The sequence below is a fragment of the Bradyrhizobium genosp. A genome, assembly GCF_049949275.1.
In the GTDB taxonomy this organism is placed as follows: Bacteria; Pseudomonadota; Alphaproteobacteria; order Rhizobiales; family Xanthobacteraceae; genus Bradyrhizobium.
Genome location: NZ_CP188196.1, coordinates 4,290,383 through 4,311,228 on the forward strand (window position 1 = coordinate 4,290,383; position 20,846 = coordinate 4,311,228).

General features: G+C 64.2%; 20 protein-coding genes. 13 read left to right on the plus strand and 7 right to left on the minus strand.

The genetic code is table 11. The annotated features are described in order from the left end of the window. The first annotated feature begins 8 nt into the window (after positions 1 to 8). The 3 genes from ACP2YP_RS19900 to hflX all read left to right on the plus strand — a co-directional run bounded on the left by ACP2YP_RS19900 (position 9) and on the right by hflX (position 3,269). Positions 9 to 1,379, plus strand: a complete 1,371-nt coding sequence (locus ACP2YP_RS19900; RefSeq protein ID WP_426418070.1) for a sigma-54-dependent transcriptional regulator — start codon at positions 9 to 11, stop codon at positions 1,377 to 1,379. Positions 1,380 to 1,626: 247 nt separating this feature from the next. Next, positions 1,627 to 1,875 (plus strand): RNA chaperone Hfq, encoded by a 249-nt coding sequence (hfq, locus tag ACP2YP_RS19905; protein ID WP_007591126.1) that lies wholly within the window; start codon positions 1,627 to 1,629, stop codon positions 1,873 to 1,875. A gap of 11 nt (positions 1,876 to 1,886) precedes the next feature. Then, positions 1,887 to 3,269 (plus strand): GTPase HflX, encoded by a 1,383-nt coding sequence (hflX, locus tag ACP2YP_RS19910; protein ID WP_426418071.1) that lies wholly within the window; start codon positions 1,887 to 1,889, stop codon positions 3,267 to 3,269. Between the two features lie 10 nt (positions 3,270 to 3,279). On the opposite strand, the gene ACP2YP_RS19915 is transcribed toward hflX, so the two are convergent. Beyond that, positions 3,280 to 3,738, minus strand: coding sequence for a GNAT family N-acetyltransferase (locus ACP2YP_RS19915; RefSeq protein WP_426418072.1), 459 nt, complete (start codon positions 3,736 to 3,738; stop codon positions 3,280 to 3,282). A 1-nt stretch (position 3,739) separates the two neighbouring features. Beyond that, a complete protein-coding gene (mazG, locus tag ACP2YP_RS19920; protein ID WP_426418073.1) occupies positions 3,740 to 4,597 on the minus strand; it encodes a nucleoside triphosphate pyrophosphohydrolase in 858 nt (285 codons plus the stop codon). 126 nt (positions 4,598 to 4,723) lie between these two features. Here mazG and queC point away from each other — a divergent pair, with 126 nt between their 5' ends. Next, positions 4,724 to 5,437, plus strand: a complete 714-nt coding sequence (gene queC, locus ACP2YP_RS19925) for a 7-cyano-7-deazaguanine synthase QueC (RefSeq protein WP_426418074.1) — start codon at positions 4,724 to 4,726, stop codon at positions 5,435 to 5,437. 102 nt (positions 5,438 to 5,539) lie between these two features. On the opposite strand, the gene ACP2YP_RS19930 is transcribed toward queC, so the two are convergent. The 3 genes from ACP2YP_RS19930 to nthA are packed head-to-tail and all read right to left on the minus strand — an operon-like array spanning position 5,540 to position 7,202. After that, a complete protein-coding gene (locus ACP2YP_RS19930) occupies positions 5,540 to 5,917 on the minus strand; it encodes a nitrile hydratase accessory protein (protein WP_426418075.1) in 378 nt (125 codons plus the stop codon). Then, on the minus strand, positions 5,917 to 6,576 hold the full coding sequence (nthB, locus tag ACP2YP_RS19935; RefSeq protein ID WP_426418076.1) for a nitrile hydratase subunit beta: 660 nt from the start codon (positions 6,574 to 6,576) through the stop codon (positions 5,917 to 5,919). The genes ACP2YP_RS19930 and nthB overlap by 1 nt, the downstream gene beginning before the upstream one ends. Beyond that, the gene (nthA, locus tag ACP2YP_RS19940) at positions 6,573 to 7,202 is read right to left on the minus strand and encodes a nitrile hydratase subunit alpha (protein ID WP_426418077.1); all 630 of its coding nucleotides are present in this window, start codon (positions 7,200 to 7,202) and stop codon (positions 6,573 to 6,575) included. The genes nthB and nthA overlap by 4 nt, the downstream gene beginning before the upstream one ends. A 215-nt stretch (positions 7,203 to 7,417) precedes the next feature. Here nthA and ACP2YP_RS19945 point away from each other — a divergent pair, with 215 nt between their 5' ends. The 3 genes from ACP2YP_RS19945 to ACP2YP_RS19955 all read left to right on the plus strand — a co-directional run bounded on the left by ACP2YP_RS19945 (position 7,418) and on the right by ACP2YP_RS19955 (position 10,900). Continuing rightward, positions 7,418 to 8,893, plus strand: a complete 1,476-nt coding sequence (locus tag ACP2YP_RS19945) for a DASS family sodium-coupled anion symporter (RefSeq protein WP_426418078.1) — start codon at positions 7,418 to 7,420, stop codon at positions 8,891 to 8,893. A gap of 230 nt (positions 8,894 to 9,123) precedes the next feature. Further along, positions 9,124 to 10,245, plus strand: coding sequence for a methionine ABC transporter ATP-binding protein (locus ACP2YP_RS19950; RefSeq protein WP_426418079.1), 1,122 nt, complete (start codon positions 9,124 to 9,126; stop codon positions 10,243 to 10,245). Continuing rightward, positions 10,235 to 10,900: a methionine ABC transporter permease gene (locus ACP2YP_RS19955; protein WP_426418080.1), complete on the plus strand. Its 666-nt coding sequence runs from the start codon at positions 10,235 to 10,237 to the stop codon at positions 10,898 to 10,900. The genes ACP2YP_RS19950 and ACP2YP_RS19955 overlap by 11 nt, the downstream gene beginning before the upstream one ends. 6 nt (positions 10,901 to 10,906) lie before the next feature. Here ACP2YP_RS19955 and ACP2YP_RS19960 read toward each other — a convergent pair whose 3' ends face one another. Continuing rightward, on the minus strand, positions 10,907 to 11,890 hold the full coding sequence (locus ACP2YP_RS19960; protein ID WP_426418081.1) for a helix-turn-helix domain-containing protein: 984 nt from the start codon (positions 11,888 to 11,890) through the stop codon (positions 10,907 to 10,909). Between the two features lie 179 nt (positions 11,891 to 12,069). On the opposite strand from ACP2YP_RS19960, the gene ACP2YP_RS19965 reads away from it, so the two are divergent. Then, positions 12,070 to 13,266, plus strand: a complete 1,197-nt coding sequence (locus ACP2YP_RS19965) for a serine hydrolase domain-containing protein (protein ID WP_426418082.1) — start codon at positions 12,070 to 12,072, stop codon at positions 13,264 to 13,266. Positions 13,267 to 13,281: 15 nt separating this feature from the next. Continuing rightward, positions 13,282 to 15,276 (plus strand): primary-amine oxidase, encoded by a 1,995-nt coding sequence (locus ACP2YP_RS19970; protein ID WP_426418083.1) that lies wholly within the window; start codon positions 13,282 to 13,284, stop codon positions 15,274 to 15,276. Here ACP2YP_RS19970 and ACP2YP_RS19975 read toward each other — a convergent pair. Then, positions 15,273 to 15,845 carry a helix-turn-helix domain-containing protein gene (locus ACP2YP_RS19975; protein WP_426418084.1) on the minus strand — a complete coding sequence of 191 codons (573 nt, stop codon included), beginning with the start codon at positions 15,843 to 15,845 and terminating at the stop codon, positions 15,273 to 15,275. The genes ACP2YP_RS19970 and ACP2YP_RS19975 overlap by 4 nt on opposite strands. Before the next feature lie 199 nt (positions 15,846 to 16,044). Between ACP2YP_RS19975 and ACP2YP_RS19980 the strand changes: the two genes are divergently transcribed. The 4 genes from ACP2YP_RS19980 (at position 16,045) to fdh3B (ending at position 20,831) form a co-directional block, all read left to right on the plus strand. After that, positions 16,045 to 16,872, plus strand: coding sequence for a hypothetical protein (locus ACP2YP_RS19980; protein ID WP_426418085.1), 828 nt, complete (start codon positions 16,045 to 16,047; stop codon positions 16,870 to 16,872). A 176-nt stretch (positions 16,873 to 17,048) separates the two neighbouring features. Beyond that, positions 17,049 to 17,252, plus strand: coding sequence for a formate dehydrogenase (locus ACP2YP_RS19985; protein ID WP_426418086.1), 204 nt, complete (start codon positions 17,049 to 17,051; stop codon positions 17,250 to 17,252). Positions 17,253 to 17,264: 12 nt separating this feature from the next. After that, the gene (locus ACP2YP_RS19990; protein ID WP_426418087.1) at positions 17,265 to 20,216 is read left to right on the plus strand and encodes a formate dehydrogenase subunit alpha; all 2,952 of its coding nucleotides are present in this window, start codon (positions 17,265 to 17,267) and stop codon (positions 20,214 to 20,216) included. Positions 20,217 to 20,228: 12 nt separating this feature from the next. After that, on the plus strand, positions 20,229 to 20,831 hold the full coding sequence (fdh3B, locus tag ACP2YP_RS19995) for a formate dehydrogenase FDH3 subunit beta (RefSeq protein ID WP_426418088.1): 603 nt from the start codon (positions 20,229 to 20,231) through the stop codon (positions 20,829 to 20,831). Positions 20,832 to 20,846 lie beyond the last annotated feature (15 nt).

Consider the following 20,846-nt stretch of genomic DNA (forward strand, 5'->3'; position numbering starts at 1 on the left):
CGCGACCCATGGCAAGTGAAATTCTGATTGTCGATGATGAGGCCGATATTCGGGATCTCGTTGCGGGCATCCTCGAAGACGAGGGTTTTGTCACAAGGACCGCACGAGACAGCGACTCGGCCTTGGCCGAAATCGCCAATCGCAGGCCGCACCTCGTATTCCTCGACATCTGGCTGCAGGGCTCCAAGCTCGACGGCTTGCAGCTGCTCGAGCAGGTCAAGAAGGACAATGCCGATCTGCCGGTCGTGATGATCTCCGGCCACGGCAACATCGAGACCGCGGTCGCCGCGATCAAGCGCGGCGCCTATGATTTCATCGAGAAGCCGTTCAAGGCCGATCGCCTCATCCTGGTCGCCAACCGCGCGCTGGAAAACTCGCGGCTCAAGCGCGAGGTCAAGGAGCTGAAGCAGCTCGCGCCGAGCGCAAGCTCGCTGGTCGGCCGCTCGCCCAGCATGAACCAGCTGCGCCAGACCATCGAACGCGCGGCGAAGGCGAACAGCCGCATCCTGATCGTCGGACCCGCCGGCGCCGGCAAGGAATTGACCGCGCGCACGTTGCATACGGCCTCCGGTCGCGCCGACGGTCCCTTCGTCGTCATCAACGCGGCCGCGATCACGCCCGAGCGCATGGAGCACGAGCTGTTCGGCGTCGAACAGTCCAATGGCGAGCAGCCGCGCAAGCCCGGCGCGCTCGAAGAGGCCCATGGCGGCACGCTGTTCATCGACGAGATCGCGGACATGCCGCGCGAGACCCAGAACAAGATTTTGCGCGTGCTGGTCGAGCAGTCGTTCCAGCGCGTCGGCGGCACCGCCAGGGTGCAGGTCGACGTCCGCATCATCTCGTCGACCGCCCGCAACCTCGAAGAGGAGATCGCGGCCGGCCATTTCCGCGAGGACCTCTATCATCGGCTCTCGGTGGTGCCGATCCGCGTGCCCGCGCTCTCCGAGCGTCGCGAGGACATTCCGGAGCTGATCGACTATTTCATGGAGCAGATCTCGGCCGGCAGCGGCCTGCCCAGGCGGCAGATCGGACAGGACGCGATGGCGGTGCTGCAATCGCATGTCTGGCCGGGCAATGTGCGCCAGCTCCGCAACAACGTTGAGAGAGTCATGATTCTGGCCGCGGGCGGACCGGAGGTGATCATCACCGCCGATATGCTGCCGCAGGATGTCGGCTCCATGGTGCCGGCGATGCCGACCAGCAACAATGGCGAGCACATCATGGGCCTGCCGCTGCGCGAGGCCCGCGAAGTGTTCGAGCGCGACTATTTGATTGCACAGATCAGCCGTTTCTCAGGAAATATTTCTCGTACGGCCGAGTTTGTTGGCATGGAACGTTCGGCGCTGCACCGAAAGTTGAAGGCGCTCGGCGTCGGCTAACGCCCGACGTCGCGGCCGGACCTCGGGGATACGCGAGAAAAATCATCTACTTCCGTAGTTTTTCGGGGCAAATCCGCATGGCCTGCCGCGTGAAGCGGCTTGCCTAATAAGCCGTCCTGCCCTCTAATCGACCCGCTGTGCCTCCGAGGGGGATCTCATGAGGGACGGTAACCGGAAGAAGGCCTCAATTTTGAAAACGGGGTCACGACCGGCGCAATAAAAAGAAACTCAAAGCGAGAAAAAAACAATGGCGGCAGACCGCGCACAAAACCTACAGGACACCTTCCTCAATCACGTTCGCAAAACCAAAACGCCACTGACGATCTTTCTGGTTAACGGAGTGAAGCTCCAGGGCATCGTGACCTGGTTCGACAATTTCTGCTTGCTGCTTCGGCGCGACGGTCATTCGCAGCTCGTCTACAAGCATGCGATCTCGACCATCATGCCGGGCGCTCCGATCCAGCTATTCGAAGGCGGCGAGGATCAGCCGGCTTGAGAGTAATCTGATTGGAACCCCGGAATTTCAACGGGGATGCCGACCGCTCGCGGCCGGCAGGGGCCAAGCAGACGGGGCGGGTGCTTGTCATCGGCCCCTATTTGCGCGTGCGCGCGGGCGGTGCCGATGCGCAATCGGAGAGTCATATCCAGCGCAACGCCGAGGCCCGGCTCGACGAAGCCGCCGGCCTTGCGCGCGCGATCGACCTCGTCATTGCCGACGCCATCATCACGCCGATCAGCCAGATTCGGCCCGCGACCTATATCGGCAAGGGCAAGGTCGAGGAGATCGCCGCGCTGGCCAAGAGCCTCGATGTCGAGCTCGTGGTGATGGATTGCGCGCTGGCGCCGATCCAGCAGCGCAATCTCGAGAAGGAATTGCACGCCAAGGTGCTGGACCGCACCGGGCTCATTCTGGAAATCTTCGGCCGCCGCGCCAAGACCAGGGAAGGCTCGCTTCAGGTCGAACTCGCGCATCTCAACTATCAGCGCTCGCGCCTGGTGCGCTCGTGGACCCATCTCGAACGCCAGCGCGGCGGCTTCGGATTCATGGGCGGTCCCGGCGAGACCCAGATCGAAGCCGACCGCCGCCTGATCCAGGAGCGCATCTCCAAGCTCGAAAGCGAGCTGAAGAAGGTGCAGGCGACGCGGCGGCTGCATCGCGCCGGCCGCCAGCGCGTGCCGTATCGCGTCGTCGCGCTGGTCGGCTACACCAATGCCGGCAAGTCGACGCTGTTCAACCGCCTGACCCGTGCCGACGTGCAGGCTGCCGACATGCTGTTCGCAACGCTCGATCCGACCTTGCGCGCGCTGACGCTGCCGCATGGCGGCAAGGCGATGTTGTCCGACACCGTCGGCTTCATCTCCAATCTGCCAACGCAGCTCGTCGCCGCCTTCCGCGCCACGCTGGAGGAGGTGCTGGAGGCCGACGTCATCCTGCATGTCCGCGACATCTCGCACGAGGATGCCGAAGCACAGCAGAGCGATGTCGACGCGGTGCTGCGCCAGCTCGGTATCAATCCAGATGACTCAGGCCGCATCATCGAGGTCTGGAACAAGATCGACCGCTACGATTCCGAACAGCGCGAAGAGCTCCTGAACATCGCGGCCCGCAGGCCGGAGGATCATCCGGCCATGCTGGTCTCCGCCGTGTCGGGTGAGGGGATCGATGCGCTCCTCGCCGCGATCGAGGAGCGGCTCGCCGCAAAACGCACCACGCTCGACCTCTCGATCGACGCCGCCGACGGCGCCGGCATCAGCTGGCTGCATCGGAATTCCGAGGTGCTGGCGAAGGAGCTGCACGACGGCCGTTTCGACATGACGGTGCGGGTGGATGAGACCAAGCGGGATATCGTGGTGAACCGGTTCGACGCCGTGCCGCGTCTCTCGGCGTAAACCGGGAAAATCACGTGGACAGGTCGAGGCGCATGAACTGGTTGTGCGGACTCGCCTGATAGTCGGCGAACGCCGCGCAAGAAATGAAGCCGGCGCTGCGGTAGAGCGCGACGGCCGGAACGTGCAGCGGCGCCGTGCCCGTCTCGAGGCTGAGACGCGCATATCCGCGCTTACGGCCTTCGGCGATGATGTGGTTCAGAATGGCGCGCCCCGCTCCGGTCCGCCGCGCCGTGGGCGCAGCGCGCATCGACTTCACTTCGCCATGTGTCGCGTCCAGCTGCTTCAGAGCGCCAAATCCGAGCAGCAAGCCGGCCTGCCATGCCGTCCAGAACGTCACTTCCGAAGCTGAAAGACCGCTCGCGTCGAGTGCCTGCGCGTGCTCGCCCATGACGCTCTGCAGCTCTCGCAGATGATACGCCAGCAAGTCGGCGACATAGGGGGCTGTCGGATCGTCCTGCCTGATGTCCACGTCACGTCCTCGCCGTTGTATCGGTCCGCGTTTGAGCAGGTCCGGGCGCACCCTTCGCCGCATTCCACAACGCATCCATCTCCGCGAGCGACGCCTGTTCAAGCGTCCGTCCCTGCGCCTCCAGCGCTCGCTCGATATAGGCAAAGCGCCGCTCGAATTTCGCGTTCGTCGCGCGGAGTGCGGCTTCGGGATCGGCGTCGACATGGCGGGCGAGGTTGACGAGGGCGAACATCAGGTCGCCGGTCTCTTCCGCGATCTCCTGTTTGTCGTTGCGATCGAGCGCGGCTTCGATCTCGTCGGCTTCCTCGCGGATCTTTTGCAGCACCGCGCGCGGGTCGTTCCAGTCGAAGCCGACGGTGGAGGCCTTGCGCTGCAGCTCCATGGCGCGGGTCAGCGCGGGCTGGCCGGCCTTGACGCCCGACAGCAGCGATTTGTGCGGCGGCGTCGCCTCCGGCGGCCGGCGCGCGGCGCGCTCGGCTTTCTCTTCGGCCTTGATGCGGTCCCAGACCTCCTTGACGTGGGAGGAGGCGAGATTGCCGTCCTTGTCGGCAAAGACATGCGGATGGCGCCGGATCATTTTTCGCGTGATGGCCTCGACGACGTCGCCGAACGCAAACGCGTTCTGCTCCTCAGCCATCTGGGCGTGGAACACCACCTGGAGCAGGAGGTCGCCGAGCTCCTCGCGCAGATCGTCGAGATCGCCGCGGTCGATGGCATCGACCACCTCATGGGCTTCCTCGATCGTGTAGGGCGCGATCGTCGCGAAATTCTGCTCGAGGTCCCAGGGGCAGCCCGTCACCGGCGTGCGCAGCGCCGCCATGATCTCGATCAGGCGGGAAATATCGCGGGAAGGGGTCATTGCGGGGCAGTCTCCTGGGTCCAAAACCTTATGCCAAAAGCGGGCCGCCGTTCCCAGCGGTGGCATGCGGAACAGGCCGATTTCCACCGATTGGCTGATACGTTCCACAGTGCTAAAGCGCGGGCCATGAGTGACGCATTTTCATCACAAACCGCGCTGGTGCTGTTCTCCGGCGGCCAGGATTCCACCACCTGCCTCGCCTGGGCGCTGAGCCGCTTCGCGCGCGTGGAGACGCTTGGCTTCGCGTACGGCCAGCGCCACGCCGTCGAGCTCGACTGCCGCGACCGGCTGTTCGAGGGCATCAAAGGCTTGCGCGACGATTGGGCCGCAAAGCTCGGCGAGAGCCATACGCTGTCGATCCCGACGCTGGCCGCTGTCTCCGAGACCGCGCTGACGCGCGATGTGGCGATCGAGATGGGAGCTGACGGCCTGCCGAACACCTTTGTGCCCGGCCGCAATCTGGTGTTTCTGACTTTCGCCGCAGCGCTGGCCTACCGGCGCGGCATCACCCACATCGTCGGCGGCATGTGCGAGACCGACTATTCCGGCTATCCCGATTGCCGCGACGACACCATCCGCGCCATGCAGGCCGCACTCTCGCTCGGCATGGCCCGCAAGTTCGAGCTGCACACGCCGCTGATGTGGATCGACAAGGCGGCGACGTGGAAACTGGCGCACGATTTGGGCGGCACGGGGTTGGTCGATCTCATCCGCGAGCAGTCGCACACCTGCTATCTCGGCGAGCGCGGAGCGCAGCATGATTGGGGTTATGGCTGCGGCGAGTGCCCGGCGTGCAGCCTGCGGGCGAAGGGGTGGCGGGAGTTTGTGGCGGGGAGGTAGCTCCGCTGTCATTGCGCGGAGCTCTTGCGACGAAGCAATCCAGACTGCCGCCGCGGAGAGATTCTAGATTGCTTCGCTACGCTCGCAATGACGGGTGGGGAACTACCCAAAATCCTCCGGCCGCAGCTCGATCGGCTTGCCGTGCGGCGTGCGATCCGCCGCGTGGTCCCAGGCGTCGCGGTAGCGATGCAGCGTGTCCGTGGACGCGACGCCCTTGCGTGCGACCAACCCTTCCAGCGCGGCAAGCCAGTGCAAATAGTAGGTCTCGCCCGTGTCAGGATCGCCGGCGGCCTGCGCGCGCTTGATCTCATCGGCCAAGGCCGCGGCCCATTCCGGCCAGGTGAATACGCCGCGATCATGCAGCGTCAGCGCCATCGCAAAGGCGTGCGCTTCCCAAGGCGCTCGGAACACCGGGCCGTCGTCGTCGCGTGGAATGCTCGGAACAGCTGCCGTCGCGGCGGCAGCAGCATTGCTGCTCATCACGCCGGGTCCAGATACGGCTCGAACGCGTCGATCGAGACCTTTAACGTCGGATCACCGTCTGCGCCCCAGAGATCGCGGCCTTCGAACACGACCGTGTAGAGCCATTGCGGATTCTCGCCGAGCTCCATCGCCGCGGAATCCGGAAACACGTGGCAGCCGTGGTTCAGCTCGACCACGCCGACATGGCCCCGCACATAGCGCGGCAACCGCGTGTGCGTGGCCGGATGGATGTTTTTCGCACGCACGCGGTCGCCGATATTAAATTTGGCGGGCGCAGGCGCTGGGCGGGCGAACTTGCCGCGCACCATGATGCGCTCGACATTGGCGAGGTCGAACTTACCGTGCTTCAGCGCCTTACCGGGCTTCATTGCATGGCCGGCTGCGACTTCCTCGCGAGTGAGGTAGCCCTTCTCGATCAGCATCTCCTCGAGACCGAGAAACCACTTTTTGTAGTAGGAGCTGGAGAGATAGACATGCGGCGGCAGCGTCTCGCGATAGAAGCGCGAGGTGTCGATATTGAAGGCGCCGGCCGCGCCCATCGCACGCACCATGGCCAGCACACGAGACTCCCATTCCTCGTGGAATACAGGCTCGTTCGGCTCGGGCTCGACCTTGCCGAACCCGTCCATGCCGCCCATGTCGTGGACGCCGTTCACGACGGGGCTCCGGGCGTTTTGGCGAATCCCGTGCCGATCATCGAATCGCGCGTGACCAGCTCGGCGAGTTGCTCCTCGCTCCAGCCCTCCGTGCCCGCGGGGCGCATCGGCAGCACCAGGAAGCGCGTCTCTGCGGTGGAATCCCAGACCCGGATTTCCATGTCCTGCGGCAGCGTCACGTCGAAATCGGCGAGCACGCCGCGCGGATCTTTCACCGCGCGCGAGCGGTAGGGCGAGGCCTTGTACCAGACCGGCGGCAGCCCGAGCATTTCCCAGGGGTAACAGGAGCACAGCGTGCACACGACCATGTTGTGTCGCTCAGGCGTGTTCTCGACCACGACGAGATGATCGCCGACGCGGCTGACATGGCCGAGCGTGCCGATCGCCTTGCTGCCGTCCTCCAGCAGCGCGGTCTTGAACGCGGGATCCGTCCAGGCCTTGGCAACGACGCGCGCGCCGTTATGCGGACCGATCTTGGTCTCGTAGGCCTGGATGATGGCGTCGAGCGCGGCCGGCTCGACGTAGCCTTTTTCGGTCAGAATCGTCTCGAGCGCGCGCACCCGCAGCTCAGTCTCCGACAATTCCGCATGATCGTGGTGATGATGGTGGTCGTGATCTTGGCTCATGGTGTGGAAGATTAAGCGGATGGTGCGGACCTGTCGAGCGCTCCTTGGGCTGCAATCTCTTCACGGGTTTGTGCCGCAGTACACCAGCGTGGCCCGGGCGGGCCGCTCGAACGCGTCAGCCATTGACGCGCCGCGGACAATCCGTATACGCCGCGCGGGGACAAAGTGGCCGCCAAACGGCCGGTCGCCTGCGACAATAATCGAGGGGAGGGCCCATGACCGCGAGCTCGAACGGACCTGAGGCGAAAAGATTTGGCTGGAAGCTGATCGCACCGCTCGTGGTGTGGCTGGCGATCTACCTCTGGCCGGTGCCGGCAGGGCTCAACGTCAATCAGTGGCACTATTTCGCCGTGTTCGCGGCTGTCATCACCGGGCTGATCCTGGAATCGATGCCGGTCGGTGCGGTCGGGCTGATCGGGCTGACGGTCGCGGGCGTCGGCGGCTATATCGATGCCGATCCCAACAAATCGCTGCGCTGGATGCTGGCGGGATTCGCCGAGAGCACGGTGTGGCTGATCGTCGGCGCCTTCGTGTTCTCGATCGGCTATCGCAAGAGTCAGCTTGGCCGGCGTATCGCGCTGGTGCTGGTGCGGCGCCTCGGCACCAACACGCTCGGCCTCGGCTATGCGGTGGCGATGTCGGACTTCCTGCTCGCGCCGGCGACGCCGTCCAACACGGCGCGCAGCGGCGGCATCGTCTATCCCATCATCAGCAACATCCCGCGCATCTACGGCTCCGAGCCGGGGCCGACCGCGGGCAAGATCGGCACTTACGTGATGTGGACCGCGTTCGCAGCGACCGCGATCACGAGCTCGCTGTTCTTCACCGCACTGGCGCCGAACGCGGCCGCGCTGGCAATCGCCAAGAAGACGGTCGGCGTTGATGTGAGCTGGGGCCAATGGTTCATCGGCTTTGCCCCGCTCGGCCTGTTGCTGATGATCCTCGTTCCATTGCTCAGCTACGCGATTTGCCGGCCCGAGGTGAAGCGCAGCCCGGAAATCTCCGAATGGGCGGCAAAAGAGCTCGCGGAAATGGGCCCGATGTCGCGCAACGAGTGGATCATGCTGGCGCTGATCGTGCTCGCGATGTTCCTGTGGATCGCCGGCTCGAGCCCGGACATTCACGTGCCGCTGCTCGGCTCGAACTTCGTCAATGCCACGACCGTCGTCTTTATCGTGATCTCGCTGATGCTGGTCACCGGCGTGATCGAGTTTGCCGACATCGTCAGCGAGAAGGGCGCCTGGGAGGTGTTCTTCTATTTTACTTCGCTGTTGACGCTGGCTTCGGGATTGAACGAGATCGGCTTCATCAAATGGTTCGCCAATGAATTCGCCAAGCCGCTCACGGGGCTGTCACCGTCGACTGCGATGATCCTGCTGGTCGCACTGTTCTTCTGGATCCACTATTTCTTCTCGAGCATCACTTCACATGCCGCCGCCGTTCTGCCGGTCGTGCTCGCGGTCGGCTCCGGCATCCCCGATCTGCCGGTGACGACGCTTGCGATGCTCTGCATGTATTCGCTCGGCCTGATGGGCGTGATCTCGCCCTACGCCACGGGGCCGGCGCCGATGTATTACGGCAGCGGCTATATCGGGAAGGGACAGTTCTGGGGCTTTGGCCTGACCTTCGGGGTGCTCTATTTCGCGGGGCTATTGGTGATCGTGCTGCCCTGGCTAGCAATCGTCCGGTGAGCCTGCCGCAGGCTGACATCCCCGCAGACGAATTTTCTTCTGGCACGGGGGATTGGGAAAACTTCGCCCAACTCCCTGCAAATATCTGAAATTGCAAGAAAGACCGGAAAAGGCGATGGTGTGCTGCAGTGCAGCGTCGCCGTTGGGCGCCTGCCATTGTTCCACCCTCCGTCGCTTGGATGGCGACCTGGTTCTCGCGCGTCTTTCGGGCGGGCGAGCTAAGTATCTGCATGAAAGCCGCTGCCATGAATGCGCACCTGTCGCTGGTGATCGGAGAGCCGGTCGAGATCCGAGACGCCGCGGCGGAGCCGGAGGCGATGGTCCGTTTCGAGAACATCTCGAAGACCTATCCGGCCTATCGCGGCAAGCCCGGCGTCAACGCGCTGCAGGGCATCGACTTCGCGATCGCGCGCGGTTCCATCACCGGCGTGATCGGCCGCTCCGGCGCCGGCAAGTCGAGCCTGGTTCGGCTGATCAACGGGCTGGAGAAGCCCACCATCGGCCGTGTGATCGTCGATAACAGAGACATCTCGGCGCTCACGGGACGGGAGTTACGGCTCGCGCAGCGCTCGATCGGCATGATCTTCCAGCACTTCAACCTGCTGTCGTCGCGCACCGCCGCCGACAACATCGCGCTGCCGCTGGAGATCGCCGGCTGGTCGAAAGCCGATATCCGCGCGCGCGTGACCGAACTGCTTGAACTGGTCGGGATCGCCGACAAGCACGACCGTTACCCCTCCGAGCTCTCCGGCGGTCAGAAGCAGCGCGTTGGCATTGCCCGCGCGCTGGCAACGCGACTGAGCGTGCTGCTGTCGGATGAGGCGACGTCTGCGCTCGATCCGCAGACCACGCGCGCCATCCTCGATCTGCTCGCCAACATCAACCGCGAGCTTGGGGTGACCATCGTGCTGATCACCCATGAAATGTCCGTGGTGCGCCAGCTCGCCAAGGAAGTCGTCGTGTTAGATGCCGGCCATGTCGTCGAGAGCGGCCATGTCGCTGATATCTTCACGGATCCGAAGCATCCGATCACGCAGTCATTCCTGGCCGAGGTGACCGGCGACAGCTTGCCGGTCTCGCTGGCCAGCCGGATCGTGCAGGAGCCGGGCAGCCACGCCGTGATCCGCGTCCAGGTGCGCGGGGCAGGGGCCGGCGACACGCTGATCGCGCGGCTTGCTCGCGAGCTCGGCCTCGACGTCTCGCTGCTCTCGGCGCGCATCGACGAGATCGGCGGCCAGCATGTGGGCTCGCTGGTGCTCGGCATTCCCGGCGGCGAGGGCGCGGCGACACGCACGCTGGCCTGGCTGTCTCAATATCAAGTCTCGGCGGAGCGTCTCGGCTATGTCGCCTGAACTCATCAATCTGATCATCCAGGCCACCGGCGAGAGCCTGTACATGGTCGGCATCGCGGCGCTGCTCGGCACCGCCTTCGGCCTGCCGCTCGGCGTCTTCCTTGCCACCAGCCGGAAGGGCGAGCTGTTCGCGGCTCCCACGGTCAATCGCTTGCTCGGCATTGTCGTCAATGCGACGCGCTCGACGCCCTTTATCATTCTCGTCGTCGCCATCATCCCGTTCACGCGGCTGGTCGCCGGCACCTCGATCGGCTCGACGGCAGCGATCGTGCCACTGACCATTGCCTCGGCGCCGTTCATCGCGCGCCTGGTCGAAGCCGCGATCCGCGAGGTCGACAGCGGCCTGATCGAGACCGCGTCCTCGTTCGGGGCTTCCCCAATCCAGATCGTGTTCAAGGTGCTGATCCCCGAGGCTCTGCCCGGTCTGCTGCTTGCGCTGACGCTCGCAGTCGTCAGCCTGCTCGGCTACTGCGCCATGGTCGGCGCCGTCGGTGGCGGCGGGCTTGGCGATCTCGGCATCCGCTACGGCTACCAGCGCTTCATGCCGGAGATGATGCTGGCCGTCGTGGTCGTGCTGATCGCCCTGGTGCAGCTGGTCCAGAGCGCCGGCGATTATCTGGCGCGCCGGGTCAACCGCCGGCTGCGGCACCGCTGACGACCGTCAGGCAGCCAGCCTGGCGCGCCGCAGCGTCTCCGAAGGCAGCTCGGAGAAATGGCGCTTGTAGTCCAGCGAGAACTGGCTGAAGTGCCAGAAGCCGTGCTGCACGGCGACGTCATAGACTGACGTCTCGGCGCCGCGCTTGAGGTCGCGACGGGCGCGGTTCAGCCGCATCGCGCGCCAATAATGCATCGGGCTCGTCCCCAAAACCTCCTGGAAGCAATAGCCGAGCTTGCGCGGGCTGGCGCCGACCGCCTTGCAGACCTCCAGCAGCGAGAGCGAGCGGTCGCCGCTGCCATGCATCAGCGCGCGGGCGCGGTCGACGGTGCGCTTGCGCGCCACGGCGCTGCGGCCGGGATCGGCAGGGCGCGCCGTCGGCAGCATGTCCATGATTTCGACGAGGAGGGCATCCTCCAGCGCCTGCCTCGCCGCCGGATCGTCGAAACGTTTTGGCGCGGTCGTAATGGTCTCCTGGATCGCCGCCAGATGCGCGCGCAGCCGCGCGACCGGCGTCTCTGCCATTTCAATCACCTGCAACTGATGCCAGGCGCTGCGCGGGAGTTCGATATCAAGGCGCGCAGCCAGCTCCTCGATCAGCGCTGCGCTGGTGACGACACCGCGGAACTCGAACGCCTTCGGCGTGCACATGTCGACCTCGGCGTCGATGCAGACGATCACCTGGGCGCCTGCGACGCTGGCGCCGTTGCAATTGACCTCGCCCTCGCCGTGCCAGGGCAGGCCGATGCCAAAGCTGTCGGCACCGAGCTGACCATATTGGCGGACCTGTTGGCTGGTGACCTCGCGGAATACCTCGAGGCGGGGCAGCGAAAGCTGGGTGAAGCTGCCCGTGAAGGCGCCGGCACTGATCTGGTCGTAGCTCAGGCGCCAGCGTCCGAGCGAAGCGCAATGCTCGTCGACGTCCGTGCTGCTTGCCTGGAACAGGTTAGCAGCCGAGTCTTGAATCGGAGGAATTGCGCTTAACGCCATGACAGGACGCCGGAATCTTTGAGCCGAATAGCTGGCAAGAACCACGCCAGACTGGCACGACCATGGGCGCTGTCCAGCAAAATATTGCCGGATCTCGATAACGCCCGACGCGACCGGTGTGCAGTCTTCCCCATTGCCGTTCCCGGCATCGGGGCCGGGATCGCCTGCGGAGGATCGAGATGCGACCGACCGAGATCATGCGCGGCAGCCCGCCCGCGCTCGAGGCGCAGGTGACGCGCGCCAACTGGCGCAGCGCTCCTGCGATCCGGTGGGGCTTTACGCATGTTCGCGAAGTGCTACCGACCGCCGAGGTGCGCCGCTCGGCTCGTCCAACACCGATGCCGAGCGCGCCGCGCGAGCTGGCAAAGCTCGGCTTCACCGCGCCCGATGGAACGGCGACCACGATCGAGGCGACGCTGCGCGAGACCTTCGCCGATGCGCTGCTCGTGATGCATCGGGGCACCCTGGTCCACGAATGGTACGGCGACGGGATGAGCGTGACCACGCCGCACCTGATCTGCTCGATCAGCAAGTCGATCGCCGGCACGCTCGGCGGTGTGCTGGCCGCGCGCGGCCTGGTCGATCCGGAGGCGAGGGTGGTGCGCTACGTGCCGGAGCTCGAGACCTCGGTCTATGGCGGCTGCACGGTGCGCAATCTCCTCGACATGGCGGTCGCCATCAAGTTCGAGGAGGACTACGAGGACCCGAATGGGGACGTCGCGCGCTACCGCTTCTCGTCAGGATGGGACGTGCCACCGCCCGGCGTCGAGCCTGGCCATCAGCGGGCCTATCTCGCGACGTTGCGCGGCACCGGCAAGCCGCACGGCAAGGTGTTTCACTACGTTTCGACCAACACCGAGGTGCTCGGCTGGGTCTATGAGCGCGCCTGCGGCATGCCCTACCATCGCATCCTCTCCGAATATCTGTGGCAGCCGATAGGCGCCGAGGAGGATGGCTCGCTCACGCTGGACAGCCACGGCATGGGCCGCATCGCCGGTGGGCTCTCCGTCACCGCGCGAGACCTGCTGCGTTTCGGCGAGATGATCCGCTGCCGCGGCGTGGTCGAGGGGCGGCAGGTGGTGCCGGGCTGGTGGATCGACGACATCCACGAGAATGGCGATCCCAAAGCCTGGGCCGACGGCGACCTCGCCGAGTTCTTCCCGGGCGCGCGCTACCGCAGCAAATGGTTCACGATCGATCCGTTGCGCAACGCGCTGACCGCGATCGGCATTCACGGCCAGCTGATGCTGGTCGACCCTGATGCGGACACCGTCATCGTCAAGCTCGCGACGCAGCCGAAGGCCATGGACGTACCGATCGACCTCCGCTGGCTCGCCGGCTTCCGCGCCATCACCGCGCATCTCGCTCCGCGCTGACGTCTGGACATCATCATGCTCGACCCTGTCAAAGCCAAATCGCCGACGCAAGCTGCGACGCCGCACCCGCTCGATCCGCTGACAGCCGAAGAGATTGCCGCGGCCTGCGCCCTGGTGTGCGCCGCTGCGACCTCGCCTGAAAACTGCCGCTTCCCGACCGTGCGGCTGGAGGAGCCGACCAAGCAGGAGCTGGCGGCCGGCGGGACGCCGCGCCGCGCCTTCGCGCTGACGCTCGACGTGGTGACCGGCGAGGCGATCGAGCACATCGTCGATCTCGCCCGCGATGAGATCGTCGCCCGAAAAGTCATTCCGAACAGCGAGGCGCCCTACGGGCAGCCATCGGTGATGCTGGAGGAATTCTTCAAGTGCGAAGCCGTGGTCAAGGCCGATCCCGGCTGGCGCGCGGCGATGCATCGGCGTGGCCTCGCCGACAAGGATATCGAGCTGGTCCAGGTCGACCCATTCTCCTCGGGCTTTTTCGATTTCGAGTATGAGCGCGGCGCGCGCATCGTTCGCGCCGTCAGCTTCTTTCGCGAGCATCTTCAGGATAACGGCTACGCCCATCCGATCGAGGGCGTCGTCGCCGTCGTTGACCTGATCGGCGGCAAGGTCATCGACCTCACCGACGAGGATCCGATCGTGCCGATCCCGCGCAAGAAGCGGAACTACGGCGCGCACGAAGTCACGAACCCGCGCACCGACATCAAGCCGCTGCATATCGAGCAGCCCGAGGGTGCGAGCTTTCGGGTCGATGGCTGGAAGGTGGACTGGCAGAAATGGAGCTTTCGTGTCGGCTTCACGCCGCGCGAGGGCCTGGTGCTGCATCAGCTCGGCTATCAGGACGGCGAGCGCAAACGTTCGCTGATCCATCGCGCCAGCGTCACCGAGATGGTGGTGCCCTACGCCGATCCGACCGCGAACCATTTCTGGAAGTCGGCGTTCGACGCCGGCGAGTACGGGCTCGGCATGCTCGCCAACGCGCTCGAGCTCGGCTGCGATTGCCTCGGCAACATCCATTATTTCGACGTGCCGGCCGCCGACAACAATGGAAAACCCTTCGTCATGCAGAACGCCATCTGCATGCATGAAGAAGACTATGGAATTGCCTGGAAACACTACGAATTCCGCAACGGCCTGTTCGAGGTGCGGCGCTCGCGCCGGCTCGTGATCTCGTTCTTCGCCACCGTCGGCAATTACGATTACGGCTTCTACTGGTACCTCTACCAGGACGGCACGATCCAGCTGGAAACAAAACTCACCGGCATCATCCAGACTGCCGCCGTCCAGCCGGGCGAAAAATACAAATGGGGCGGCATGGTCGACGACAATCTCGGCGGCCCCACGCACCAGCATTTCTTCAACGTGCGCCTGCACATGGATCTCGACGGCGGCGGCAACACCGTCAGCGAGCACGATTTCGTGCCGCGGCCCTGGGGCCGCGACAATCCACATGGCAATGTGTTCGACACCACGACGCGCGTGCTGTCACGCGAGCGCGATGCCGCAGCCATTGCCAATGGCGAGACCGGCCGGTTCTGGAAGATCAGCAATCCGAACGAGACCAATTCGGTCGGCAATGCGCCCGCCTACAAGCTGGTCGTCAATCCGAGCCCGCTGATGCTGGCGCAGGAGGGCAGCTACGTGCGCAAGCGCGGCGGCTTTGCGACCAAGCATGTCTGGGTCACGGCGTTCGATCGGGACGAAAAGTACGCCAGCGGCGATTATCCCAACAACCATGCCGGCGGCGATGGCTTGCCGCGCTATGCCGCGCAGAACCGCAACATCGAGAACACCGATCTTGTGGTGTGGCACTCCTTCGGCCACACCCATATCTGCAAGCCCGAGGATTTTCCGATCATGCCGGTCGAGTATGCCGGCTTCACGCTGAAGCCGACCGGCTTCTTCGCGGCCAATGCCGCCGGCGACATTCCGCCGGACCGCAACAGCCGCAGCGTGCTCGCCGGCGATCCCAAGAGCGCCGGCAGCGGGTCGTGCTGCCACAAGGGCTAGCGGAGGAGGGCCTCGGCAGAAGCGTCCACGCCTGGCTCAGCCGGAGGCAATGCAATCGACGCCGGGCCTGCAACGAGGCTATCGAGATCGACCAGCAGCAGGTCGGCCATGTGGGTGAGCTGGTGAATCGGGATGCTGATCTCACCGCTCTCGGCGCGCGCGACGAATTCGGGCGAGACGCCGACGAGGTTCGCAATCTGGGCCTCGGTATAGCCACGCGCCTCGCGCGCGCCCCTGACCTGCGCGCCAATGTGCTGCCTGTGCAAGGCTTGCTCTTCCTCGGTCATCATGAGCGCCTGCTCATCCGCGCTCGCGACGCCATCGGCGAACGCGACGCCGAGCAGCCGGCGCTTCTGCCAGGCCACGCGGCAGGTCTTTCGCAAGCCGTCGGCAAAGACCAGCGCGGCCTCTTTCGGAAACGCCAGCGACCAGTCGAGCTTCAGCCGTGCGCCGGTGCCGGAGACATCAGCGATGGTGCAGGGGATGCTCACCGTGCCCCTGGCGCCGTCAAATTCGATGATCCCGGTCCTCGCCGTGGATTGCCTGCTCGCAGCGCGCAATTCGCTCATGGACGTCGCCCCCGGATGCCCAGCACTTGCTGAAAAATCTGCCGCCGATTTTACCTGTCGGGTTCCCAGGGCTCAATCGAACCCGCAAGCCATGGTGAAGGATTGGTTCTCGGCGGAGCAGGGAAGGCCGCCGGGGATGAACCTTCCAGCCCGGCAGCGCCACCAAGACCGGTGTCGCCCCAACCTTCCGGACGTCGCAATGAGATTGCTTGCCTTGCTCTGCCTGCTCGCCTTCGTCACACCCGCACACGCGGCTACGTCCGAGCAGCACTATCTCGATCTGCGCGACCGCTACATCGCCAAATTCTCGAAGACCAAGGAGAGCGACCAGACGTACAAGCAGCACGACGCGGCGCTTAACGAACTGACCGGGGTGCTGCGTGGCTTGGTGGGGCCCGTCACGATCAAGGGGCTGCCGGCCGACGGCAAGTCGAACGTCGACACGCTGTTCAAGGGCGACTCGGGCTTCGGCCATCTCGACGGGCTCGCTTTCGCCACGGAAGGCGACAAGCAGCAGGCCGTGGTGACCACGACATCGCTGCTTAAGCACTGGCTGCAGGAGCACAGCAAGGACGGCATGCCGCAGGCGATCGATGCGGCGTTCCGGTCGGACCGCTTCTACTATCAGGCGATCCAGGACTCAGCCTTCGCCAAATATGCAGCATTGCCGATCACCAAGCCCGCATCCGCGAGTGCCGCCGTGGCCGTGCTGGGCGTGCGCGGCAATGGCGATTTGAAGGGGCCGCCGCACGAGATCGACGTGGTCGCGATCCAGGGCGACAAGGTCTACTTCCTCGCTGCAACCAACGCCGTCAAGACCGCGGAGATCCCGGCTTGCGAAAAGGTCTGGAAGCAGATGATGGCCAAAAGGGTCAACAAGAATGACCCGCGGGGCGACATGGCCCGCGAAGACCAGGCGATGGACGCATACACCAAGTGTTTCGCCAACGAAGCGCCAAGCCAGGGCTGGTTCGCTGCGGCCGTGAAGAAGGCGCAGGGTCAGCTGGAACTGCTGCTGGCGCGGTAGAGCCGGCCGGGCTTCCAGCCGCGGCCTCGACGAAAATATCATGGGTTGCGCAAGGTTTTCCATCAAAAGCGGTCGTGCTATTTCGAAAAAAGTCAGACCCGCTCGCTGTCGATTGCGGTTGAGGGCGGCCGTTGCCTTGGGTAGGCTGTGAGCCTGCCTGGCGTGAGAGCGGGTCGATGAAAGCAGATCTCGAAAGAAAGTTCCTGCGGCGCGACTTCTTGCGCTTGGCAATTGCCGGCGCTGCGGTGACCGGCTCGCAGTTTCCTGAGCCGGCCCAGGCCGCGGCGGTCGACCTCAAGAACAAGCGACGGGCCCGCTATCGGGCGGATTCCGTCGAGGTACGCAACTTCTATCGCGTCAACAGTTATCCTGCCCGTTAACGAGAGACGCGGATGCTGATTAAGAAGTCGGATGATCATCGCAAGACTTACAAGTCGACCGGCGGCCGATCCGGCGGAGATGGCGAACTCGACCGCCGTGCCTTCCTGAGACGTTCCGGACTTGCTGCGGGAGCATTGGGAGCACTTGGCGTGCTGCCACTGGGCGGGCTGCGCACAGCGCAAGCCGGTCCGCCGCCCGAGGCGGGGGCAACGGTCACGACGCGCAAGAACGTCTGTACGCACTGCTCGGTCGGATGTTCGGTTCTTGCCAAGGTCTCGAACGGCGTCTGGATCGGACAAGAGCCGGACTATGACAGTCCGATCAATCGCGGTTCGCACTGCTGCAAGGGCGCCGCGGTCCGCGACGACGTCCTGAACCAGCGCCGGTTGCGCTATCCCGTCAAGCTCGTCGACGGTCAGTGGAAGCGCATCTCCTGGGAAGTCGCCTTCAACGAGATCGGCGACAAGCTGCTCGACATCAGACAGGCGTCAGGACCTGACTCCGTCTATTGGCTCGGCTCGGCCAAATTCACCAACGAGGCCGCCTATCTGAACCGTAAATTGGCTGCATTCTGGGGAACCAACAATTCCGACCACCAGGCGCGCATCTGCCACTCTACGACCGTCACCGGCGTAGCCAACACATGGGGCTATGGCGCGATGACGAACAGCTACAACGATATCCGCAACGCCAAGACCATCTTGCTCATGGGAGGAAACCCCGCCGAGGCGCATCCCGTCTCCCTGCAGCACATTCTCGAGGGCAAGGAGCTCAACCGCGCCAACATGATCGTGGTGGATCCGCGAATGACGCGGACCGCTGCGCATGCGACCGAGTACGTCCGCGTCCGTCCGGGGACGCACATCGCCACGATCTACGGCATGTTGTGGCACATTTTCGAGAACGGCTGGGAAGACAAGGAATTCCTGAGTCAGCGCGTGTATGGCGTCGACGAGATCCGCAAGCAGGCCGCGAAGTGGAATCCGAAGGAAGTCGAGCGCGTCACCGGTCTGCCCGAGGCGCAGGTCAAGCACATCGCTGAGGTGTTCGCCAAGCAGAAGCCGGCGACGCTGATCTGGGCGATGGGCCAGACCCAATTCACCACCGGCACGGCCAATGTGCGCGCCAGTTGCCTTCTGCTGCTCGTCACCGGCAATGTGGGCCAGCCCGGTGCCGGAGCCAACATTTTCCGCGGCCACACCAACGTGCAGGGCGCGACCGATCTCGGCCTCGATGTGACGTCGCTTCCGCTTTACTACGGGCTTGCCGAAGAGGCCTGGCGGCATTGGTGCCGGGTGTGGGAAATCGACTATGATTGGATAAGGTCGCGTTTCCCAAGCAAGACGTTGATGGAAACACCGGGCATTCCGAGCACGCGCTGGTTTGACGCGACCCTGCTGCCCAAGGATCAGGTCAACCAGCCCAATCCCGTGCAGGCCATGTTCATCATGGGGCACGGCGTCAACACCATCACACGGATGCCGGAAGCGGTCCGTGGCATCGAGAAGCTCGAGCTGCTGGTTGTCTGCGATCCCTATCCGACGGCATGGTCGGTTTTGTCAGAGCGCAAGAACGGCACCTATCTGTTGCCGGCCTGCACCAGCTTCGAGATGGACGGTTCGCGCACCGCGTCCAACCGATCCTTGCAGTGGGGCGAGAAAATCGTCGATCCGGTCTTCGAATCGAAAAACGACTACGACACGATGTATATGCTCGCCCGCAAGCTCGGCTTCGCCGAATTGATGTTCAAGAACATCAAGGTGGAGAATGGTGCCGTCTCGGCAGAGGATATCCTTCGCGAGATCAATCGGGGCGGATGGTCGACCGGCTATTGCGGCCAATCGCCGGAGCGGCTCAAGGCGCACATGCGAAACCAGGCCAAGTTCGATCTGGTGACGATGCGCGCGCCGAAGGACGATCCGGAAGTCGGTGGTGATTATTACGGCTTGCCCTGGCCGTGTTGGGGCACGCCGGAGTTCAAGCATCCCGGAACGCCGATCCTTTACAACACCAATCTGCCGGTCAAGGAGGGCGGCGGAACGTTCCGTGCCCGGTTCGGCGTCGAGCGCGTCGTCAAGCGCAAGGTGATGGTGAACGGGCAGGAGATCGAGCGGGAAGACCACGACAACCTCCTTGCCGAGGGATCGTATTCGGCCGGCTCCGAGCTGAAGGACGGATATCCCGAGTTCACGCTCGGTGTGCTGAAGAAGCTCGGCTGGGATAAGGATCTCACGCCGCAGGAACTGGATGTGATCCGGCGTGTCAATTCCGCTGATCCCGACAAGGTCTCGTGGTCGCTCGACCTCTCCGGCGGTATCCAGCGCGTGGCGATCGAGCACGGCTGCTCGCCCTATGGTAACGCCAAGGCGCGCATGATCGCCTGGAATCTCCCCGATCCCATTCCCATGCATCGCGAGCCTATCTACACACCGCGTCCGGATCTCGTCCGCGATTATCCGACGCTACCGGACGCCAAGCAGTTCCGCGTGCCCAATATCGGCTTCTCGGTGCAAAAGGCTGCCGTCGACCGTGGCATCGCCAAGCAGTTTCCATTGATCCTGAGTTCTGGCCGTTTGGTGGAATATGAGGGCGGCGGCGAGGAGACACGCTCCAACAGGTGGCTTGCCGAACTCAAGCAGCACATGTTCGTCGAGATCAACCCGGCCGATGCTGCCGAACGCGGCATCAAGGACGGCGGCTGGGTGTGGGTGACCGGACCGGAGAACAGGTCGCGGGCGCGAATGAAGGCGCTCGTCACCGAGCGCGTTGGCAAGGGCGTCGCCTGGATGCCATTCCATTTCGCCGGCTGGTACGAAGGGACCGATCTACGCCCGAAATATCCGAAGGGATCGGATCCGATCGTGCTCGGCGAAAGCGTGAATTCGTTGACAACCTATGGCTATGATCCGGCAACAGGGATGCAGGAACCGAAGGCCACCCTGTGCCAGATCAGGACCGCGTGAGAGGATGACTCGATGGCACGTATGAAGTTTCTGTGCGACGCGGAACGTTGCATCGACTGCAACGCCTGCGTTACGGCCTGCAAGAACGAGAACGAGGTGCCCTGGGGCATCAATCGCCGCCGCGTCGTCACCATCAATGACGGCAAGCCCGGCGAACGATCGGTGTCAATGGCCTGCATGCATTGCACGGATGCGCCCTGCGCCTCGGTGTGTCCGGTGAAGTGCATCTATCCGACAGAGGATGGAATCGTATTGCACGACAAGGATGTCTGCATCGGCTGCGGTTATTGTTTCTACGCCTGTCCGTTTGGAGCCCCGCAATATCCCCAGGTCGGTAATTTCGGCTCGCGAGGCAAAATGGATAAATGCACCTACTGCGCCGGTGGTGGCGGGCCCGAAGCGCCTGGCAGTGCAGAGGAATACGCGAAGTACGGGTCGAACCGTTTCGGCGAAGGGAAACTGCCGATGTGCGCCGAAATGTGCTCGACCAAATCCCTGCTGGCTGGCGACGGCGACATCATCGCGCAGATTTATGAGGAGCGGGTCCACACGCGCGGCTACGGTTCCGGCGCGTGGGGTTGGAAGACCGCGTATCACGAAGATGTCGAGACTTGAGCTGACGGACGTGGA

What these genes read in the sequence shown, in the direction of transcription:
- ACP2YP_RS19900 (WP_426418070.1), top strand. Translation starts at nt 9, where the DNA reads ATGGCAAGTGAAATTCTGATTGTCGATGATGAGGCCGATATTCGGGAT.
- ACP2YP_RS19965 (WP_426418082.1), top strand. Translation starts at nt 12,070, where the DNA reads ATGCGACCGACCGAGATCATGCGCGGCAGCCCGCCCGCGCTCGAGGCG.
- queC (WP_426418074.1), top strand. Translation starts at nt 4,724, where the DNA reads ATGAGTGACGCATTTTCATCACAAACCGCGCTGGTGCTGTTCTCCGGC.
- ACP2YP_RS19955 (WP_426418080.1), top strand. Translation starts at nt 10,235, where the DNA reads ATGTCGCCTGAACTCATCAATCTGATCATCCAGGCCACCGGCGAGAGC.
- nthA (WP_426418077.1), bottom strand. Translation starts at nt 7,202, where the DNA reads ATGAGCCAAGATCACGACCACCATCATCACCACGATCATGCGGAATTG.
- ACP2YP_RS19950 (WP_426418079.1), top strand. Translation starts at nt 9,124, where the DNA reads ATGAAAGCCGCTGCCATGAATGCGCACCTGTCGCTGGTGATCGGAGAG.
- ACP2YP_RS19990 (WP_426418087.1), top strand. Translation starts at nt 17,265, where the DNA reads ATGCTGATTAAGAAGTCGGATGATCATCGCAAGACTTACAAGTCGACC.
- hfq (WP_007591126.1), top strand. Translation starts at nt 1,627, where the DNA reads ATGGCGGCAGACCGCGCACAAAACCTACAGGACACCTTCCTCAATCAC.
- fdh3B (WP_426418088.1), top strand. Translation starts at nt 20,229, where the DNA reads ATGGCACGTATGAAGTTTCTGTGCGACGCGGAACGTTGCATCGACTGC.
- ACP2YP_RS19975 (WP_426418084.1), bottom strand. Translation starts at nt 15,845, where the DNA reads ATGAGCGAATTGCGCGCTGCGAGCAGGCAATCCACGGCGAGGACCGGG.
- ACP2YP_RS19930 (WP_426418075.1), bottom strand. Translation starts at nt 5,917, where the DNA reads ATGAGCAGCAATGCTGCTGCCGCCGCGACGGCAGCTGTTCCGAGCATT.
- ACP2YP_RS19985 (WP_426418086.1), top strand. Translation starts at nt 17,049, where the DNA reads ATGAAAGCAGATCTCGAAAGAAAGTTCCTGCGGCGCGACTTCTTGCGC.
- ACP2YP_RS19970 (WP_426418083.1), top strand. Translation starts at nt 13,282, where the DNA reads ATGCTCGACCCTGTCAAAGCCAAATCGCCGACGCAAGCTGCGACGCCG.
- ACP2YP_RS19980 (WP_426418085.1), top strand. Translation starts at nt 16,045, where the DNA reads ATGAGATTGCTTGCCTTGCTCTGCCTGCTCGCCTTCGTCACACCCGCA.
- ACP2YP_RS19945 (WP_426418078.1), top strand. Translation starts at nt 7,418, where the DNA reads ATGACCGCGAGCTCGAACGGACCTGAGGCGAAAAGATTTGGCTGGAAG.
- mazG (WP_426418073.1), bottom strand. Translation starts at nt 4,597, where the DNA reads ATGACCCCTTCCCGCGATATTTCCCGCCTGATCGAGATCATGGCGGCG.
- ACP2YP_RS19960 (WP_426418081.1), bottom strand. Translation starts at nt 11,890, where the DNA reads ATGGCGTTAAGCGCAATTCCTCCGATTCAAGACTCGGCTGCTAACCTG.